The 18729-nt window shown below is 62.1% G+C and carries 15 protein-coding genes; 8 read left to right on the top strand and 7 right to left on the bottom strand.

The window, feature by feature from the left end:
- Positions 1–5: 5 nt before the first annotated feature.
- Complete coding sequence (locus BUE21_RS08835; protein ID WP_073356321.1) at positions 6–1109, bottom strand: zinc ribbon domain-containing protein; 1104 nt, start codon at positions 1107–1109, stop codon at positions 6–8.
- A 76-nt stretch (positions 1110–1185) separates the two neighbouring features.
- A complete protein-coding gene (locus BUE21_RS08830) occupies positions 1186–1695 on the bottom strand; it encodes an Lrp/AsnC family transcriptional regulator (protein ID WP_073356320.1) in 510 nt (169 codons plus the stop codon).
- A gap of 129 nt (positions 1696–1824) precedes the next feature.
- Here BUE21_RS08830 and glmS point away from each other — a divergent pair, with 129 nt between their 5' ends.
- Positions 1825–3717 (top strand): glutamine--fructose-6-phosphate transaminase (isomerizing), encoded by a 1893-nt coding sequence (gene glmS, locus BUE21_RS08825; RefSeq protein ID WP_073356319.1) that lies wholly within the window; start codon positions 1825–1827, stop codon positions 3715–3717.
- Between the two features lie 355 nt (positions 3718–4072).
- On the opposite strand, the gene BUE21_RS08820 is transcribed toward glmS, so the two are convergent.
- Positions 4073–5182, bottom strand: coding sequence for a FecR family protein (locus BUE21_RS08820; RefSeq protein ID WP_073356318.1), 1110 nt, complete (start codon positions 5180–5182; stop codon positions 4073–4075).
- Positions 5179–5841 carry an RNA polymerase sigma factor gene (locus BUE21_RS08815; protein ID WP_073356317.1) on the bottom strand — a complete coding sequence of 221 codons (663 nt, stop codon included), beginning with the start codon at positions 5839–5841 and terminating at the stop codon, positions 5179–5181. Before BUE21_RS08815 ends, BUE21_RS08820 begins: the two co-directional genes overlap by 4 nt.
- A 463-nt stretch (positions 5842–6304) precedes the next feature.
- Here BUE21_RS08815 and BUE21_RS08810 point away from each other — a divergent pair, with 463 nt between their 5' ends.
- The 4 genes from BUE21_RS08810 (at position 6305) to BUE21_RS08795 (ending at position 11153) form a co-directional block, all read left to right on the top strand.
- Positions 6305–8746: a TonB-dependent receptor gene (locus BUE21_RS08810; protein WP_084523085.1), complete on the top strand. Its 2442-nt coding sequence runs from the start codon at positions 6305–6307 to the stop codon at positions 8744–8746.
- Between the two features lie 141 nt (positions 8747–8887).
- Complete coding sequence (locus tag BUE21_RS08805) at positions 8888–9172, top strand: DUF3649 domain-containing protein (RefSeq protein WP_073356355.1); 285 nt, start codon at positions 8888–8890, stop codon at positions 9170–9172.
- Positions 9169–10833: a PepSY-associated TM helix domain-containing protein gene (locus tag BUE21_RS08800; RefSeq protein ID WP_073356316.1), complete on the top strand. Its 1665-nt coding sequence runs from the start codon at positions 9169–9171 to the stop codon at positions 10831–10833. The genes BUE21_RS08805 and BUE21_RS08800 overlap by 4 nt, the downstream gene beginning before the upstream one ends.
- A complete protein-coding gene (locus BUE21_RS08795; RefSeq protein WP_073356315.1) occupies positions 10830–11153 on the top strand; it encodes a DUF3325 domain-containing protein in 324 nt (107 codons plus the stop codon). Before BUE21_RS08800 ends, BUE21_RS08795 begins: the two co-directional genes overlap by 4 nt.
- 116 nt (positions 11154–11269) lie before the next feature.
- On the opposite strand, the gene BUE21_RS08790 is transcribed toward BUE21_RS08795, so the two are convergent.
- On the bottom strand, positions 11270–12403 hold the full coding sequence (locus tag BUE21_RS08790) for an RNA-guided endonuclease InsQ/TnpB family protein (protein WP_084523083.1): 1134 nt from the start codon (positions 12401–12403) through the stop codon (positions 11270–11272).
- 122 nt (positions 12404–12525) lie between these two features.
- Here BUE21_RS08790 and BUE21_RS08785 point away from each other — a divergent pair, with 122 nt between their 5' ends.
- Positions 12526–13704 carry a YncE family protein gene (locus BUE21_RS08785; RefSeq protein WP_073356353.1) on the top strand — a complete coding sequence of 393 codons (1179 nt, stop codon included), beginning with the start codon at positions 12526–12528 and terminating at the stop codon, positions 13702–13704.
- Positions 13705–13838: 134 nt separating this feature from the next.
- Here BUE21_RS08785 and BUE21_RS08780 read toward each other — a convergent pair whose 3' ends face one another.
- Complete coding sequence (locus BUE21_RS08780; protein WP_084523079.1) at positions 13839–14633, bottom strand: superoxide dismutase; 795 nt, start codon at positions 14631–14633, stop codon at positions 13839–13841.
- A 186-nt stretch (positions 14634–14819) separates the two neighbouring features.
- Here BUE21_RS08780 and BUE21_RS08775 point away from each other — a divergent pair, with 186 nt between their 5' ends.
- Positions 14820–15911, top strand: coding sequence for a branched-chain amino acid aminotransferase (locus BUE21_RS08775; RefSeq protein ID WP_073356314.1), 1092 nt, complete (start codon positions 14820–14822; stop codon positions 15909–15911).
- A 32-nt stretch (positions 15912–15943) separates the two neighbouring features.
- A complete protein-coding gene (gene recG, locus BUE21_RS08770; protein ID WP_073356313.1) occupies positions 15944–18085 on the top strand; it encodes an ATP-dependent DNA helicase RecG in 2142 nt (713 codons plus the stop codon).
- Positions 18086–18435: 350 nt separating this feature from the next.
- Here recG and BUE21_RS08765 read toward each other — a convergent pair.
- Positions 18436–18729 (bottom strand): zinc ribbon domain-containing protein (locus tag BUE21_RS08765; RefSeq protein ID WP_143164473.1); only part of this gene is annotated, 294 nt, incomplete at its 5' end.

Raw genomic sequence — 18729 nt, 5'->3', positions numbered from 1 at the left:
AACGCCTAAGAACCTGTTTTCTCCGCCCCGCAATGCTCGCAGTACGGCAGCATGGCATGGCGGCTCTTGTGGCAGACCGGGCACGGCTCGAACAGCGTGGTGCCACAGGCCGGGCAGGAATGCCCCTCGCCCTCCTGCGCATGGTGCATGCCGTCGCATGGCACGGCCACCTTGTGTACCGTGCGGCGGCTCCAGAACAGAAAACGGCGAGGGCCGGTGCGAATCGGGTATTCACACACCGGGCAGAGAAACCGCTCGTAGGCTTCCCGGTACTGGTTCAGCAAGGTGCGTGCCTGCGGAAACGCCACGGCACGGATGAAGTACACCAGCAGGCGCGCCACCGCCAGCAACAACCCGCCAATCAGCAAATATTTGAAATAACGGCTGGGGAAATACTCGTGCGCCACCATCGCCACCTTCAGCAGCGTGGCCCCACCCCATGCCAGCAGCAGCGGAAAGTACAGGCTGCCGCGCTGGCGCACCAGCAACACTGCGGCCACCGCCAGCACCGGCAGCAGAATCCCCAACTGCCACAGGGCCAGCCGGAAGCGGTGCGTCTGCATCAAGGCCGCATACTCAGCCTGGGCCGGTTCGCGCTGCCGCTGCAAAGTCTGCTCCAGTCGCGCCTGCTCCTGTTGCAGGCCCTGCTGCCGCTCCAGCAAATCCGCCAGCTCCTGGCTCAGGTTCTGGTAGCTTTTCTGCTGCTCCAGAAACAGGTTCAGGCTGTTGCGGATATTGTCCTGCCCGGCCTCGGCCACGCCCTGGTCTTTCTCCAGACTCAACCGCTGCAATTCCAGCAACTGGTTCATCGTCTGTTGCAGACTGGCTGCACTGTCGCGCACGATGCGCTGCTTCTCGCTCTGGTGCCGAATCTGCGCCTGCAACTCCGCCAGCTCACCGCCCAGTGCATCCTGCCGCGCCAGCAGCCCCGCATCCAGATGCCGCGCCTCCACCGCTTCGTAATCGGGGCCATCGATGGCACGGATATCGTCCACCACAAACCCCAGCACCCAGTACACCAGCACCGCCAGCACCACGGTGAACAGACGAATGGCCAGCCGGTGCAGCCATTTTCCCTGGGGGCGAGTGGGTGTCTTGGAAGTGTTCATGGCCTGTGTACAAAGAAAAGGAAAATCCGGAAACTGCCGCGCGGGGGTGAATCTAAATGATGACACGCCTCAGCGATTATGTCCCGCTCTGCACCGAAGGCAACAGCACCTGGGAGCCGAACTTGGCGCGTTTGGTGGCAAAGAATGCCCGCACATTGCGCACACAGGCATCCTGCGTGAACAGCACCTGGGCGATGCGCTGGTAGTGCGCCATATCCTGCGCCAGCAACACCAGCACGAAATCCGGGCCAGGGCTGACCCGCCAGCACTGCTGCACCTCCGGCATGGCCACAGCGCGCGTCTCGAATGCATCCAGCACCTCCTGCACCTGCTGACTCAAGGACACCTCGGCCAGCACCGACAAAGCCTCGGCCTGCCCGCTGCATGCCGACAGCGCAGACGGGCTCAGAATCGCCACCTGTTTCTCAATCACCCCGGCTTCCCGCAACCGCTGGGTGCGCCGCAGACAGGTGGCGGGCGAAATACCCAGTTGTGCTGCCAGTTGCTGGTTGCTCAGACTGGCATCGTGCTGCAACACCGCCAGCAAGCCCCTGTCTGTTTCGTCAAAATATTTTATTTTTGTCATTTTTATGAAATTTAATTTCAAGCATCAATAGATATGAAATATTATTTCTTAATTGATCTTTATTTGCATACTAATTTTTTACCGAATGCGTAGCATACGGCACAGTTTTTTTGCAAAGGATGATTCGACATGTGTGGCATTGTGGCAGGCGTAGGGCAAAACGATGTGGTTCCCGTACTGATTCAAGGGCTGCAACGGCTGGAATACCGGGGCTATGACTCCTGTGGCCTCGCAGTGCATACCGGCAGCCTCGTGCCCGGTGCACACACCGGCCTGCACCGCACCCGCAGCACCGCACGGGTGGCACAACTGCAAGCCCAGGCCCAGGCCGAAGAACTGCGCGAATCCATCGGCATTGCCCACACCCGATGGGCCACCCACGGTGAACCTTCGGTGGTGAACGCCCACCCCCATTTCAGCTTTGGCCCTGGCCCACACAGTGCCGACAGCCCCGAGCAGACCGCCCGCATCGCACTGGTACACAACGGCATCATCGAAAACTACGAAACCCTGCGCCAGCAACTGGAAGCCAAGGGCTATGTATTCGCCAGTGCCACCGACACCGAAGTGGTCGCCCACCTGATCGACAGCCTCTACGAAGGCGACCTGTTCCAGGCCCTGCGCGAGGCCACAACGCAACTGCGCGGAGCCTACGCGCTGGCCGTCATCCACCGCGACGAACCCCACCGGCTGGTGGGCGCGCGTGCCGGATCGCCTCTGGTGCTGGGCATCGATGCCGCCGGACAGCGCAACTTCCTCGCCAGCGATGCCATGGCACTGGCCGGTGTCACCGACCAGATCATCTACCTCGAAGAAGGCGACCTCGTGGACTTGCAGACCGGCAAATACTGGCTCAGCGACAGCCAGGGACAGCCGCTGGAAGCCGCGCAACGCCCGGTGCAGGCCGTCAAGGCCTTCGCCGCAGCCGCCGAACTGGAGCCTTACCAGCACTACATGCAGAAGGAAATCTTCGAGCAGCCCCGCGCCCTCTCGGACACCCTCACCGACGTACTGGAGATCAGCCCCGAACTGTTCGGCGACGGAGCCTACTCCACGTTCAAGGCCATCGACTCCCTGCTGATTCTGGCCTGCGGCACCAGCTACTACAGCGCGCTGGTGGCCAAATACTGGATCGAATCCCTGGCCAAAATCCCGGTTCAGGTGGAAATTGCCAGCGAATACCGCTATCGCGACTCCGTGCCCAACCCGCGCGCTCTGGTCATCACCGTCAGCCAGTCCGGCGAAACCGCCGACACCCTCGCCGCCCTGCGCCATGCCAAGTCGCTGGGGCACCAGCACACCCTCAGCATCTGCAACGTCGCCACCAGCACCCTGGTGCGTGAATGCCGCCACAGCTACATCACCCGCGCCGGGGTGGAAATCGGCGTCGCCTCCACCAAGGCATTCACCACGCAACTGGCCGCCTTCTTCCTGCTGACCCTCGCACTGGCGCAAACCAAAGGCGTTCTGTCGGAAGCACAGATCAATGAACACCTGCAAGCCCTGCGCCACATTCCCAGTGCCGTGCAGGCCGTGCTGGCACTGGAGCCGCAAATCATCAGTTGGGCCGACGACTTCGCCCGCATGGACAACGCCCTGTTCCTGGGGCGCGGCATGCACTACCCAATTGCCCTCGAAGGCGCGCTCAAGCTCAAGGAAATCAGCTACATCCACGCCGAAGCCTACCCGGCTGGCGAACTCAAGCACGGCCCGCTGGCCCTCGTCACCAGCCAGATGCCCGTCGTCGTGGTCGCCCCGAACGACGCACTGCTGGAAAAACTCAAAAGCAATATGCAGGAAGTGCGCGCCCGTGGCGGCGTGCTCTACGTCCTGGCCGATGCCAACACCCACATCCACAGCGACAAGGGCCTGCACGCCATCCGCATGCCCGAACACAGCGGCCCGCTCAGCCCCATCCTGCACGTCATCCCGCTGCAACTGCTGGCCTACCACACGGCCCTGGGCAAAGGCACGGACGTGGACAAACCCCGCAACCTGGCCAAAAGCGTGACGGTGGAATAAACGTAAAGGGTGTGCACGGCCAATATCCAGGCAGCAAATAAAGTCTTTCTGGCCGTTTTCACACCCAAGCGGAAGTTGGTTGTGCTACTCCCAAAAACGTGACTTTTTGAGTTTTTACACAGCCTCGCTGCGAAACAGACATTCAATTACACCTGCTAAGGAAGGTCTGCAAAACCCGTTGCGCCGCCCGCATCCCGCCACTGGGCGCATCGCCGCGTTGGCTTTTGCGGTCAATAGCCCCGCTATTGACCGCAAAATCCGCCTTGCGCTGCATCCCACTGGCGGGCGCGGGCTTACCGCAAGAGTTTTGCAGACCTTCCCTAAATTTCCACACCTGTGCGGCCACTCCATCCGTTCACCTGCGCGAAATCACCCACTCCCCTCTCCGCTGTTGCACCCGCACCGGCAAGAGTTGCGGCAGGGCTTGCAGGAAAGTTTCGGGGTTGTGGGTGATGGCACTGCCGGTCACTGGAAGGGCGATCAGGCGTTGATCCCTGGCCAGGCGGATGGGGTGGCGGGTGTAGCGTTGCAGTTCTTCCACGACGGTTTGCAAGGGTGTCTGGCGGAAGATGAGCTGGCCTTTGCGCCAGTCGCCCACGGTGTCGGCATCGGTGGGGATGGCGGCATATTGGCTGCCGTCTTCCTGGATGCTGATGCCCTGGCCTGCCCTGAGGAGCACGGCCTGGCGGCGGGGGTCTGTGCGGTCGGGCTGTACCTGCACGATGCCTTCCTGCACCTTGACCTGCATGGCCGGCGGTGCAGCGCGGACGTTGAATGCTGTGCCGACAACCGTCACGCGGCTGGGGCCGGTATCGACGGTGAATGGACGTTGCGCATCGGGCATGACCTGAAAAAATGCTTCGCCACTGGAGAGCACCACCTCACGTCTGCGCGGGTAGTAGCGCACTTCGATTGCGCTGCCGGTGTTCACCACGATCTGGCTGCCATCGGGCAAGTCCAGTGTGTACGGTTGCGGTGCTGTATGGGCAATGGTTTGGCGATAGCCGGGCGTGGTGTCCCACCAGTACCAGCCTGCGGCGCCGCCCAGCACGGCCAGCACCAGCATGACGGGGGCCAGTCTGCCGAAGATGTGGGCCAGCCAACCGTGGGCCACTGGCGGTCTTTCATCCTGACGAGTGCCCCGCACACCGGCTGGTGGCGCAGTCCAGGCGAATTCGCTCGCACGCGCCGGAACCACGGCAGGTTCTGGCATGGATGTTCCTGCTGATGTGCCATCAGGCTGTGCCTGTGCAGCGGCATCGCTTGCCAATACGGGACGTGGCACCTTCGCCAAGCTCGCCCAGGTGCGTGCCACATGGGCGTAGATGGCCGTGTGGTGGGGGCTGGCCTTGAGCCACTGCTTCAACTGCGCTTCGTCGGTTTCGCTCCAGTCCGGCTCACGGCGGCGCAGAAAATAATCCGTGGCGATCTGGTTCAGCTCTGGTGGGCTGGGGTCATGGGTCATCGGATAGGGCCTTGTTGCGGGCCTTGCGTCTGGCTCTTGTGGTTTGCCTGCTGCGCTGCATCGGCAGGCTGCTTGGCATTGTGCCGCTGGTTTTGCTGCCCAATGGCCTGCTGCATGGCCTGGGCACTGGGGTAACGCACGCGCTGCTGGCAGTAATCCAGCGCGGCCTGCAACTGGCTGTACACCGTGCGGCGCGATACTCCCATGCGCTCGGCAATCTCGCTTTGCGAGAGTCCATCGATGCGATGCCACACCAGCACATCGCGCTGGCGTTCGGGCAGTTCGGCCATGGCCTGCTCCAGCAGCCGCTCGCGCTGGGTTTGCTCCAGCAAGGCAGCGGGGTCGGTGCTTTCCTGCTCGGCGGCCAGTGCTTCCAGCAAATCGATGTTGTCTTCCAAGGAAAGATGCTCCAGCTTCTGCTCGGGGAGTTTCCAGAAGTCCCGCGCCACGTTCACGGCACAGCGGTGCAGGTACGGTGCCTGTTCATCCTCAGGCACCTGCCGGGCGGCATTGGCATAGCGCGCGAAGGTCTTGTGCAAGGCATCTTCCGCATCGTGCGGGCTGGGCAACAGCCGCTGCAACACGCGCAGCAAGGGTGCACGCAGCCTGGTGTAGGCGTGGGCCAACTGGCCGGAGGAAGCAAGCTGGCGTTTTTCCACGGGGCATTCTTGCAGGAATTGGGCTGATGGGCGGCCACTGCCAGTCTCTGAACGCCATCGTTTACTCAAAAATTCAGGCGACTGGCTGCGATCAATCTTAGAACGCGTTCACGATATTAGAATAAGAACGATTCTACCTTCGATAATAGCTTGAAATTCTGATTATCGCCGCACTCCTGCCCAATCGCATCCGGCCCCGGCTGCCAACACCACAACGGCAGTTTTGTTGCAATAAATTACAAATAATTTTCATTCCCTGCTTCCCACTTGGCACATCTGGAGGGTTGATATAGATAGGGCCACACACACTGCACCGGCTTTGAACCCAAGGGGAATCGTGGGGCAGTGCACCGGGCCTGCGGTTGCCAGCCACGCATTTTTCTGCCCAGCCACCACCCGCCTTTTTTGTTTGAAGCATTCAATCTGGTGCCCATTCAGCACAGCCCGTCAAAGGAATCGTGGAATGAAAAATCGCAACCGCCTGGCTGCTCGCGCACAGGTACGCCCGCTGGTGAGCCTGTCGGTGCTGAGCGCGGCCGCCCTCGTCAGCCTGGCCCCTCAAACCTTGTGCGCCCAGCAACCCAGTACCGCAGCTTCTGCACAGCAGAGCATCACCTTCCATATTCCAGCCCAGCCGCTGGCCCACGCGCTCAATCGGTTTTCGCAGCAATCGCGCCATCAGGTGCTGTTTGACCAGCAAGTGGTGGCAGGTCATACGGCCCCGGCTGTCCAGGGCAGCTACCTCCCCCGCCAGGCATTGAATCTGCTGCTGGCAGGCACGGATTTGCAGGTCAATGACAGTGTGCCGGGCGCATTCACGGTGCTTCGCGCCAGTCGCAGCTCTTCTGCCACTGGAGCGTTGCCCGAAGTGGTGGTGGCCGCCTCCTCGGGATATGCACCGGGGGAATTGCCACCAGTCTATGCAGGAGGACAGGTCGCCAGCGGCAGCCGCATCGGGATGCTGGGCAACAAGGATTTCATGGAAACGCCGTTTGCGACTATCAGTTATACAGATACTTACGCACAGGACAGACAAGCGCGCGACTTGCCAAGTGTGGTGGCAGCAACCGATCCTGCTGTGTTCAGCAATGGTGCATCTGGAATGATCGGCGAGTCTTACTCCATTCGTGGTTTTGGTGCGAGTGCCACCGTAGCAGGGCTACATGGTGTCGAGCCTTATTACCGTACGACACCGGAAATGTATGAACGTGTCGAAGTGCTGAAAGGTCCATCAGCCTTGCTCAACGGCATGCCTCCGGGTGGTTCGGTAGGAGGCAGCATCAATCTGGTGCCCAAACGCGCAGGAGACACGCCCCTGACACAACTGACGGCAACCTATATGTCCGATGCACAGTTTGGCGGACACATTGATGTCGGTAGACGTTTCGGCGAAAACAAGGAGTTGGGCATCCGTGTCAATGGCGTGTATCGGGATGGCGAGGGGGCCGTGAACCATCAGGACAAGGAAACCAACCTGGCCTCGCTGGCAATGGATTGGCGTGGTAAGGGTGCGCGTTTCTCGGCAGACCTGTATACCAGCAAGGACCATGTGGATGGCCTCAACCGTGGCGTGAGTCTCGCATCGGGTCTGCCAGTGCTCCGCCCACCAAAGCCCGAAACCCTGTTGAACCCAACCTGGACGTTTACCAACACAGAAGACCGTGCTGCGGTGTTTCGTGGCGAAGTGGATATCACCAATCACCTGACAGCCTACGCAGCACTGGGGGGCAGCAAAGTGGATTTCGACGCACTGGCTGCATCAACCTACCAAGTTTTCAACGAGGCTGGGGACATCCGCAATAACGTTTCACATCAACGCTCAATCATCAGTCGCCGCACTGGCGAGCTTGGCTTGCGCGGAACATTTCAGACCGGAGCAATCGGCCATGAATGGGTAATGAACACCACGCACTTCAAAAGCACGACCAAATTTGGTTTTCTACGCAACATGTGGACAGAGCCATGGGTCACTAATATTTATGCGCCGGTTTGGGGGCCATCGGTGGATACAAGCTTCAGTCAGGAACCACTGAGCAAAACCGGTGCAGTACGCATGAGCAGCTATGGAGTGGCAGATACACTGTCGTTTGCCGAAGACAGAGTGCAATTGACGCTTGGCATTCGCCGCCAGCAGGTGGTAAGCGATAGCTTCGACGCTGCCAGCGGCGCACGCACCTCCCGCTACGATGCCCATGCCACCACACCTGCGGGGGCACTGCTGATCAAAATCAGCAACACGTTCTCCATGTACGGCAACTACGTTGAAGGCCTGAGCCAGGGGGCGACCGCTCCAGCCAGTGCAGCGAATGCCGGGCAGGTTTTCCCGCCCTATAAGACCAAGCAGAAGGAAATTGGCTTCAAATTCGACCACGGCGACTTCGCACACACGTTCAGCCTCTACGAGATTGAGCGTCCCAGTTCGTACACAGACCCCGTGACCAACGTCTATGCTTTTGGTGGCGAGCAACGCAACCGTGGCGTGGAATGGAATTTCTTTGGTATGCCCTACCAAGGTATTCGCCTGATGGGGGGTATTGGCTACCTGGAGCCCAAACTCACCCAAACCTCTGGTGGAGTCAATCAGGGCAAGTTGGCAACCGGTGCTCCCAAACTTCAGGCCAAGCTTGGGGCGGAATGGGATATTGCCGCCATCCAAGGTCTGACCCTGACTACCAATGCCTCATCGGCAACCAAGCAGTACATCAACGCAGACAACTCGCTGTGGGTACCAGGTCGCACCATTTACGACATCGGAGCACGTTACACAACCGCATTTGGCGATCACCCACTGACATTGCGAGCCACAGTTCAAAACGTTACCAACAAAGCATATTGGGCCAGTACGCTCTCCAGTGGACTGGGGGCTCCTCGCACCTTCTTGGTATCAGCAACCGTCGATTTTTAAAAGAACTCCATCGTATGCAGTACACGGTGCCGATAGCAAACCAATCCTTTATTTCTTTTCATCGTGTTTGTACGCAAGGCATGAATGGAGCTGAACATGCTGGTGTTTGCTGACCGCATTTCTTTGCGGTTACAAGCTTTCTTGAGCTGGTGTCTCCGCTGGAGCGGCCTGATCTCGCGCATCGTCGCTGCGTTGCTGGGTGGCTATGCGCTGGCCGCGCTGTTTTCCGTGGCGGTGCTGGCACTGCCCATCTCGCGGCCCGAAGCGGTGCTGTGGGGCATGCAACTGGCCTTCCTCGTCTATGCCGGTGCGGTGGTGTGGGTGTTTGCCGTGCGCTCGGCCACCCGTGCCTGGGTCGGTCTGGTGGTGGCCGCGCTGGTATTGCTGCCACTGGCCCTGTGGGTGTGGCATGGGGCCGGGGCATGAGCAGCACAGAGAGCCAGACGGTGCCGCCCAAGGCCATCCAATCCGCAAAACCCGGCAAGCCCGTCAAACCCAAGGGCATCCGCCAGACCATGTCCGACCTGCACATCTGGACGGGCCTGCTGGTGGGCTGGATTCTGTATGCCATGTTCCTCACTGGCACGGTCGCCTACTTCCGCGACGAGATGAGTGCCTGGATGCGCCCGGAACTGCCCGCTGCCGTGCAGCGCGAAGATGCGGCCATCGTCGCCCAGCGTCTGGTCGATGCCATGGCCCGCGAACATGCACCCGGCGCGCCGCAGTGGACGATCACCCTGCCCACGCCCCGCAACGCGACGGCATCGGCGTTCTGGCGCAATCCGCCCGGTGAAGGCCCCCGCTTTGGCAATGGCGTTTTCGATGCCACCAGCGGCCAGCGGCTGCAAGCGCGCGAGACGCGCGGGGGCGACTTTTTCTACGCCTTCCATTTCAATTTCCACTACATGCCGGTGTTGTGGGCGCGCTGGCTGGCGGGCTTCTGTGCCATGTTCATGCTGGTGGCCATCGTCAGCGGGGTGATTACGCACAAGAAGATTTTTGCGGATTTCTTCACGTTCCGCTGGGGCAAGGGCCAGCGCAGCTGGCTCGATGGCCATGCCGCGCTGTCGGTGCTGGGCCTGCCGTTCCACTTCATGATTACCTGGAGCGGGCTGGTCACGCTGATGCTGCTGTACCTGCCGTTTGCCAGCGATGTGGCCTTCCAGACCCCGCAGCAACGCCAGCAGCTCACCGCTGAAATGAGTGCCTTCGTGCCTGCCGGGCCGCCAAGCGGCCAGGCCGCAGAGCTGGCCCCGATTGCCCCGATGGTGCAGAAGGCCCGGCAGCACTGGCAGGGGCAGCAGGTGGGCCGCATCACCATCCACAACCCCGGCGATGCCAGTGCCAGAGTCACGCTGGTGCCGAGCGAGCAAGGCCGCGTGAGCACCAGCCCGCGCTACATCGTCTTCCATGGCACCACGGGCGACATCATGGAAACCAAGGATCGCGTGGGTGCAGCAGCCGAGACCCGGGGTGTGCTCTACGGCCTGCACCTGGGCCGCTTTGCGGACACGGTCACGCGCTGGATGTACTTTCTCGTCAGTCTGGCGGGCACGGCGATGGTGGGTTCCGGGCTGGTGCTGTGGACGGTCAAACGCCGCACCAAGCTGCCCGATCCGCTCAAACCCTACTTCGGCTTTGCACTGGTGGAGCGGCTCAATGTTGCCGCGATTGCGGGATTGAGCGCGGCCATGGCTGCGTTCTTCTGGTGCAACCGGCTGCTGCCGCTGCACACCGCCGAGCGTGCCCAGTGGGAGATTCACGGCTTCTTCATCGTCTGGGCCGGCACGCTGGCCTGGGCACTGGTGCGCCCGGCCAAGAAGGCTTGGGTGGAACTGCTGGCCCTGGCGACGGTGCTGCTGGCCCTGCTGCCGGTATTGAATGCCTTCAGCACCGACAGGCCGCTGTGGCGCAGTCTGTGGGGGGGCGACTGGGTATTCGCTGGCTTCGAGTTGAGCTTGCTGGCCTTTGCCGCCCTGCACGCGCATCTGGCATGGCGCACGCACCAGTACCAGCCCAAGGCCAAGCCGGTACGCAAAACGAAGCCCACAGCCAAGGCCATCGAGGCCGAGGGAGAGATGGCATGAGCATGCTGCACATTCCCTGGCTGGGCCACCTGCTGGTTTTCATGGGTTCGCTGGTGGGTTTTGCTGCGCTGGCACTGGCCATGGGCAGGCACCAGGAAGACCTGTGGGGGCGCGAACTCCAGCCGCGCACCTCGCGCTGCCTGCGGGCGGCGGGCTGGGCATCGCTGCTGGCCGCCCTGTGGCTGGCGGTGGCGGCACGCGGCTGGAGCCTGGGGCTGGTGGCCTACAGCGGCCACACCAGTGCGGCAGCGGCCATGGTGTTTGTCTTCCTGCTGCTGTTCAACCGCTGGCAGGAGCGTCGGCACATGGCGGTGCGCTGAGAGCCGCTGCCTGCCGATTCTGTTTTCTTTTTCTTCCTCACTTCACAAGGCCTTGACATCCTCCCCTACCCAAATAAAGGCAGGGGATTCCCGTTTCACAGAACCCAGCCGATGCCTCAAAGAGCCACAGGACTTACCGCTTCTCCACGGGCTGACACCGCCAGTCCGGCGGCCAGTACGTTGCGTGCAGCATTGATGTCCCGGTCGTGGTGTTCTCCACATTCCGGGCACGTCCACTGCCGCACATTCAATGGCATCTTTGGCATCGTGTATCCGCAGTCCGAACAGCGTTTGGACGATGGATACCACTGGTCGATGCCAATCAGTTCACGGCCATACCAATGGGCCTTGTACTCCAGTTGCCGCACGAAATCCGACCAGCCTGCATCGGCAATGGATTTCGAGAGATGGCGGTTTTTCTGCATGTTCGAGACAGACAGGCTTTCCACGGCGATCACTTGGTTTTCGTTTATCAGCCGGGTGGAAAGTTTGTGCAGGAAATCCTTGCGCGAGTCTGCGATCTTCGCGTGCAGCCTGGCAACCTTGAGCTTGGCTTTTCTCCTTCGATTCGATCCTTTGGTTTTCTTGGCAAGGCGGCTCTGGAGCTTGGCCAGCTTGGCTTCGTTCTTGCGGTATGTGTTGGGTGCAGCGACTTTCTCGCTGGTGGAAAGGATGGCAAAGTGAGTCAGGCCCAGATCAATGCCGACCTTGCCATCAGCCTCGGGCTTTGCGGCCACGGCATCGTCACACAGCAGGCTGACGAAGTAGCGGCCTGCCGTGTCTTTGGAAACCGTGACGGTGGTGACTTTGGCCGCTTTCGGAATCGGGCGCGACCAGCAAATATCCAGCGGATCATCCATCTTCGCCAGCTTCAAGGCCGAGCCGTCCCACTTGAATGCGCTGGTGGTGTATTCGGCAGACTGCTTTCCGTCCTTGCGCCTGAACTGCGGGTAGCGGGCACGCCTGGCAAAGAAGTTGCCAAAGGCGGTTTGCAGATGGCGCAAGGCCTGCTGCACCGGAACGCTGGAGACTTCGTTGAGCCATTCATATTCAGGCTGTTTTTTCAAAGCCGTGAGCGCGGCAGACGATTCGTGATAGCCGACTTTTTCCTGCCGCTGCATCCAGGCATCGGTGCGAAGGCGCAGCATGTAGTTATAGGCAAAACGCGCGCAGCCGAACGTGCGGACAAGCGTCGATGCTTGCTCGGGCGACGGGTAGAACCGGAATCGGTAGGCGCGTTTGATGTCCACGCTGGTATTGTTTCACTAAAAGATAGCTCCCATAGAAAGGAAGCGAGACAGGGGCACGCTTTGCGTGCCGCGCTATCCCTACCCGGCATGAAAGCCGGGGTTTCTCGCGCAATCGGATGAACATGAAACCATTCGCCCGTCATTCCCTCATTGCGGCTGCACTCGCAGCATTGCTGGCCGGTTGCGCTACCGACAGCACGACCTCTGCGGCACAGGCCCCTGCACAAAGCACGGCGGCGACACCGGCGGTAGCGCAAGCGCAGGTGGTGCGCCAGGCCATCGCACCCGGCCTGTATGAGATTGTGTATTCCGCCCGGCAGGATGCGGTGTTCGTCGCTTCGGCTGGTGGCCGTGGCGAAGGTGCGCCGCCCTCGCGCATTCTGCGCCTGCACCCGCAAACGCTGGCTGTGCAGGCCGAGATCGTGCTGGAGCGCAGGGGCTATGGTCTGGCACTGGATGATGCCGCCGGTCGCCTGCATGTGGGCAACGGGAGCGATGCCGCAGTCACCGTGATCGATGTGGCGACCCATCAGACCATTGGCTCGATTCAACTGGCCGAAAAAATCAAGACCACGAACCCTGAAGGCAAGGAGGTCGAGCGTTTCCCGCACGGCTTCCGTGAGCTGGTGGTGGATGCGGCCAATCACCGCCTCTACATGCCCGGCCTGTGGTTCCAGGACAGTGTGCTGTATGTGGTGGACACCCGCAGTCTGAAAGTCGAGAAGGTGCTGAGCGGCTTTGGCTTCCTTGCCACCGGCATTACCCTGGATGCGCAGGGCGGCAGGCTCTACGTCTCGAACCAGCAGGGGCAGTTGTTCACGGTGGATACGAAAACGCTGGCCGTGTCCAAGGCAGAGGTGGATTCCGACCAGATGCTGAATCTGGCATTCGACCGCAGCGGCCAGCGCGTGTTCGCCACCGATCAGGGCGCGCAGAACATCGAGGAGATGCGCGGCAAGCAGGGCGGCATCGAGAACCACCGCCGCCGGGGTGAGGGCAACCGCGTAGTGGCACTCAATGCAGCCGATGGCAAGCTGCTGGCCAGCCTGCCGACCGGTGAAGGCCCGATTGCCGTGCTGGTGGACGATGCCCACCAACGCCTGTATGTGACCAACCGTGGCGCAGGCTCCGTCAGTGTGTTCGACAGTGCCCGCAACCAGCCATTGCAGACGGTGGCCCTGCCCACGCACCCCAACAGCCTGGCACTGGATGCCCGGCGCAATGCCCTGTTCGTGACCGTCAAGAACGGCAAGGACGACCCGCGCGGCAGCAACGAGAGCGTGGCACGCATTCAGTTCTAAGGAAGGTCTGCAAAACCCTTGCGGTAAGCCCGCGCCCGCCAGTGGGATGCAGCGCAAGGCGGCTTTTGCGGTCAATGGCGGGATGCGGGCGGCGCAACGGGCTTTGCAGACCTTCCCTAAGGCCCGTCCGGGGCTTATGCCCTGCCCTGCGCCTGCTGGTAGCGGCGTGCCAGTTCGGCCCAGTTCACCACATGGAAGAATGCGCCGATGTACTCGGGGCGGCGGTTCTGGAATTTCAGGTAGTAGGCGTGTTCCCACACGTCCAGCCCCAGAATCGGGGTGTGGCCGGAGCCGATGCCCTGCATCAGTGGGCTATCCTGGTTGGCGGAGCTTTCCACCAGCAGCTTGCCGCTCTTGTCGGTGGACAGCCAGGCCCAGCCGCTGCCAAAGCGCGTCAGTGCCGCCTTGGTGAAGGCTTCCTTGAACGGCTCGAAGCCGCCCAGATCGCGCTCGATGGCTGCGGCCAGCGCACCTTGGGGCAGGCCCCCACCACCCTTGCCAGCCGGGGCCAGCACCGTCCAGAACAGGCTGTGGTTGGCATGGCCGCCGCCGTTGTTGCGCACTGCGGTGCGGATGTTGTCGGGCAGTTTGTCCAGATGCACGATCAACTGCTCGGCAGGCACACCGTCCCATGCCGTGCCCTTGATGGCGGCATTGAGGTTGTTCACATACGCCTGATGGTGCTTGGTGTGGTGAATTTCCATGGTCTGCGCATCGATGTGCGGCTCCAGCGCATCGTAGGCATAGGGCAGTGCGGGCAATGTGCTGGGGCTGGCAGGCGTGGGCGCAGCAGGCCTGGAGCCGGCTGCCGATGCCGTCAGGGGCGCGAAGGTGGCCGTCAATGCCGTGGCGGTGAGGTAGCCCAGCGTCTGGCGGCGTTGCGGGTCGGCGGGCGGCAGGGCTGGAGCAGACTGGGGGGTGGCTGGCATGGCGTGTTCTCCTGGCATGGGTTGAATGGGGGCGCGAACGCAGTCGGCAGGGCGGTTGCACTGCCAAGTCTGCACAAATAGTATCATGTGCGATTCGGCACAGGAATTGACCCTGGGCACTGCATTTTTCACAGTCACGACCGGCGCATTCTGTGTGTCGCCCTGGCCGTGTTTTCAGGAGGCGTCATGCCACAACAACCATTGCAATTCACCCATATCCCCCATCCCACGCCCACCCCCGCCGCAGAACGTCAGGCTTTGCTGGATCGCGGTGGCTTCGGCACGGCCTTTACCGACCACATGGTGACCATCGAGTGGTCCGAAGGCCAAGGCTGGCACAAGGCCGAGCTGCGCAAGCGCGAGCCTTTTCTGCTGGACCCTGCCGCTGCGGTGCTGCACTATGCGCAGGAGATTTTCGAGGGCCTGAAAGCCTACCGGGGTGCGGACGATGCCATCACGCTGTTCCGCCCCGACCAGAACGCGCAACGCTTCAACGAGTCGGCAGTGCGCATGGCCATGCCCACGCTGCCCGAAGCAGTATTCCTGGAAGCCGTGGAAGCCCTGGTCAAGGCCGACAAGGACTGGATTCCGGCGGGCAATGGCAGCCTGTATCTGCGCCCCTTCATGTTCGCCAGCGAGGCGTTCCTGGGCGTGCGCCCCTCGCACCACTACACGTTCTGCGTGATTGCCTCGCCGGTGGGCGATTACTTCAAGGGCGGGGCCAAGCCCGTCACCGTCTGGGTGTCGCAGGAGTACAGCCGCGCGGCCAAGGGCGGCACGGGCGCGGCCAAGTGCGGCGGCAACTATGCGGCCAGTCTGGTGGCACAGGCCCAAGCCTATGAGCAGGGCTGCGATCAGGTGGTGTTTCTCGACTGTGCCGAGCACCAGTGGGTGGAAGAACTGGGCGGCATGAACATCTTCTTCGTGATGGACGATGGCCGCCTGGTCACCACCCCGCTATCGGGCACGATTCTGCCAGGCATCACCCGCAAATCGCTGCTGGCACTGGCCGAGGAAAAAGGCATCGTCATCGAGGAACGCCCCTACTCCTTCGCCGAATGGCAGGCCGATGCACAAAGCGGCAAGCTCAAGGAAGTTTTTGCCTGCGGCACCGCCGCCGTGGTCGCTGCGGTGGGGCGTGTGAAGTTTGCCGACGGTGAATTCCAGATTGCCGATGGCGAAACCGGCCCGCTGACCCTGCGACTGCGCGAGGAACTCACCGGCCTGCAACGCGGCAAGCAGGCCGACACACGCGGCTGGGTACGCCGCGTCGCCTGAGTCCGCCAGCCACCGTCCCGCCGCTTTTTCCCATGAGTGAGGTTCTGAAAAAAGCCCTGGAAAAACTGGGACTGGTGCGCGACATCGACCTGGTGCTGCACCTGCCGCTGCGCTACGAGGACGAAACCCGCATCATCGCCATTGCCGCCACGCGCGAGGGGCAGACCTCGCAGATCGAGGCCACCGTGGTCGATCAGCAAGTGCAGCTCTCGCCCCGGCGGCAGTTGGTGGTGCAGGTGGAAGATGCCAGCGGCAGTTGCACCCTGCGCTTTCTGAATTTCTACCCCTACCAGCAGAAAAGCCTGGCGGTGGGCAAGCGGCTGCGCATCCGGGGCGAGGTGCGCGGCGGCTTCTGGGGGCGGCAGATGCTGCATCCCCAGGTCAAGGCTGCCGAAGGCAATCTGCCCGCTGCCCTCACCCCCGTCTATCCGACCAGCCGCAACCTGCCCCAGGCGTATCTGCGGCGCGTCATTGCCACGGCATTGCAGCGCGTGGCCTTGCCCGAAACCCTGCCACCCCAGGCTCCGCCACCGCCCTTCCCTAATACACAGGGCGCACCGATGCGCACCTGGTCGCTGCACGAAGCCCTGCACTTTCTGCACCACCCCACGCCCGATGTGGCCCTGGCCACGCTGGAGGACAAGACCCACCCCGCCTGGCAACGCCTCAAGGCCGAAGAACTGCTGGCGCAGCAACTCTCGCAGTACAAGCTGCGGCAGGCGCGCGCGCAGTTGGTCGCCCCCGTGCTCAAGCCACACACCGCCCCCGCTGGCACCGATGCACCATTGCCGCTGCACGAGCAACTGCTGGGGCGGCTGCCCTTCGCGCTGACGGCGGCGCAACGCCGCGTCTGTGAAGAAATCGCCCTCGACATTGCCCGCCCCACCCCCATGCACCGCCTGCTGCAAGGCGATGTCGGCTCCGGCAAGACCGTGGTGGCGGCCATCTCGGCGGCCATCGGCATCGATGCGGGCTGGCAATGTGCGCTGATGGCTCCCACCGAAATTCTGGCCGAGCAGCATTTCCGCAAACTCACCGAATGGCTGAACCCGCTGCTGGCCGAGCGCGGCCAGAGCGTCGCATGGCTGGTGGGCGCGCAGAAAAAGAAACAACGCCAGCAGATGCTGCAAGCCATTGCCGATGGCACGGCCGCGCTGGTGGTCGGAACCCACGCCATCATTCAGGAGCACGTCCAGTTTGCACGGCTGGGGCTGGTGCTGATCGACGAACAGCACCGCTTCGGCGTGGCGCAACGCCTGAGCCTGCGCCGCCACGACACCCCTGCCGATGCCCAAACCGATGCGGATAACGCAGCCACTGCCCTCGCAGGCGCAGGCATGGAGCCACACATGCTGATGATGACGGCCACGCCCATCCCGCGCACGCTGGCCATGACCTACTACGCCGACCTCAGCGTCTCCACCATCGACGAACTGCCGCCGGGGCGCACCCCCATCGTCACGCGGCTGATTGCCGAACACCGCCGCGACGAACTCATCGAGCGGCTGGCACGGCAGATTGCCCAGGGGCGGCAAGCCTACTGGGTGTGTCCGCTGATCGAGGAAAGCGAGGCCCTCGACCTCTCCAACGCCACGGCCACCTACGAGACGCTGGGCGAGGCCATGCCCCATGCCCGCCTGGGCCTGCTGCACTCGCGCATGTCCGGGGCCGACAAACAGGCCGTCATGACCGCCTTCGCCGCTGGCGACATCGACCTGCTGGTGGCCACCACGGTCATCGAAGTGGGCGTGGACGTGCCCAATGCCTCGCTGATGATCGTGGAACATGCCGAACGCTTTGGCCTGTCGCAACTGCACCAGTTGCGCGGGCGCGTGGGGCGCGGCAGCACGGCATCGGCCTGCATTCTGCTGTACGCCACCAACGACCACGGCAAGCTCAGCGACACCGCCAAAGAACGCTTGCAAGCCATGGCGCAGACCAATGATGGCTTCGAGATTGCACGGCGCGACCTGGAAATTCGCGGCCCCGGTGAATTCATGGGCGCGCGCCAGTCGGGCGCGGCCCTGCTGCGCTTTGCCGACTTGGCCACCGACCAGAACCTGCTGGAATGGGCACGCGCACTCGCTCCCCGGATGCTGCAACACGACCCCGCTCTGGCCGAAGCCCACATGGCCCGCTGGCTGGGCGGCAAATGGGACTACCTGAAAGCCTGATGCCCGCCAGTCCAGCCGGTACCGCATACAGTTTGCATGATGGTGAAACTCACCCACAGCGTCATGCCGGGCCTGACCCGGCATCCAGTGGCAACGTCTGCATTGAAAACTCCAATAGCCTGGGGCGTGCAATGCTTCTGGATGCCGGGTCAAGCCCGGCATGACGGGATCGTGTGGGGTTGGTGTCTGGCAAAAATGGGGACGTATCGAATGCTTTTGGCATGGCGCGATGGCCCTGAGTGCCGCATTTGCGCCAGATGCAGCAATGGCTTATCGCCCATTGCCATATCCATAGACATTGAATGGCTTGACATCCTCCCCTGCCTAAAGTCAGGGGATTCCTACGGTGCTCATACCGGCCCGAAGCCAGTATGAGTCGCTTCGGTGGGTTCCTGCTTCACCGAGGCTGCGCACCTTGCCTTTGCAGGCTTGGCGGGGCTTACGTCCTCTCCACAGGCTAACCGGGCGTGTCCCGCCCTTAAGACATTGATCGCGCCGACCACATCGGCGTTTTCTTCGTAACCGCATTCCACACACGCAAAACGCGCCTGCGTTTGCCGGTTGTCTTTGCTGACGCAGCCGCATTCCGGGCAGGTTCTGCTGGTGTTCTTCGGTGGCACGGCCACCAACATCCCGCCCGACCA

This window comes from Lampropedia hyalina DSM 16112 (assembly GCF_900129055.1).
In the GTDB taxonomy this organism is placed as follows: Bacteria; Pseudomonadota; Gammaproteobacteria; order Burkholderiales; family Burkholderiaceae_C; genus Lampropedia; species Lampropedia hyalina.
The sequence above is the reverse complement of the archived record's forward strand: the minus strand, read 5'-3'. Positions and strand labels throughout refer to the sequence as shown.

What these genes read in the sequence shown, in the direction of transcription:
- BUE21_RS08835 (WP_073356321.1), bottom strand. Translation starts at nt 1,109, where the DNA reads ATGAACACTTCCAAGACACCCACTCGCCCCCAGGGAAAATGGCTGCAC.
- BUE21_RS08830 (WP_073356320.1), bottom strand. Translation starts at nt 1,695, where the DNA reads ATGACAAAAATAAAATATTTTGACGAAACAGACAGGGGCTTGCTGGCG.
- glmS (WP_073356319.1), top strand. Translation starts at nt 1,825, where the DNA reads ATGTGTGGCATTGTGGCAGGCGTAGGGCAAAACGATGTGGTTCCCGTA.
- BUE21_RS08820 (WP_073356318.1), bottom strand. Translation starts at nt 5,182, where the DNA reads ATGACCCATGACCCCAGCCCACCAGAGCTGAACCAGATCGCCACGGAT.
- BUE21_RS08810 (WP_084523085.1), top strand. Translation starts at nt 6,305, where the DNA reads ATGAAAAATCGCAACCGCCTGGCTGCTCGCGCACAGGTACGCCCGCTG.
- BUE21_RS08800 (WP_073356316.1), top strand. Translation starts at nt 9,169, where the DNA reads ATGAGCAGCACAGAGAGCCAGACGGTGCCGCCCAAGGCCATCCAATCC.
- BUE21_RS08795 (WP_073356315.1), top strand. Translation starts at nt 10,830, where the DNA reads ATGAGCATGCTGCACATTCCCTGGCTGGGCCACCTGCTGGTTTTCATG.
- BUE21_RS08785 (WP_073356353.1), top strand. Translation starts at nt 12,526, where the DNA reads ATGAAACCATTCGCCCGTCATTCCCTCATTGCGGCTGCACTCGCAGCA.
- BUE21_RS08780 (WP_084523079.1), bottom strand. Translation starts at nt 14,633, where the DNA reads ATGCCAGCCACCCCCCAGTCTGCTCCAGCCCTGCCGCCCGCCGACCCG.
- BUE21_RS08775 (WP_073356314.1), top strand. Translation starts at nt 14,820, where the DNA reads ATGCCACAACAACCATTGCAATTCACCCATATCCCCCATCCCACGCCC.
- recG (WP_073356313.1), top strand. Translation starts at nt 15,944, where the DNA reads ATGAGTGAGGTTCTGAAAAAAGCCCTGGAAAAACTGGGACTGGTGCGC.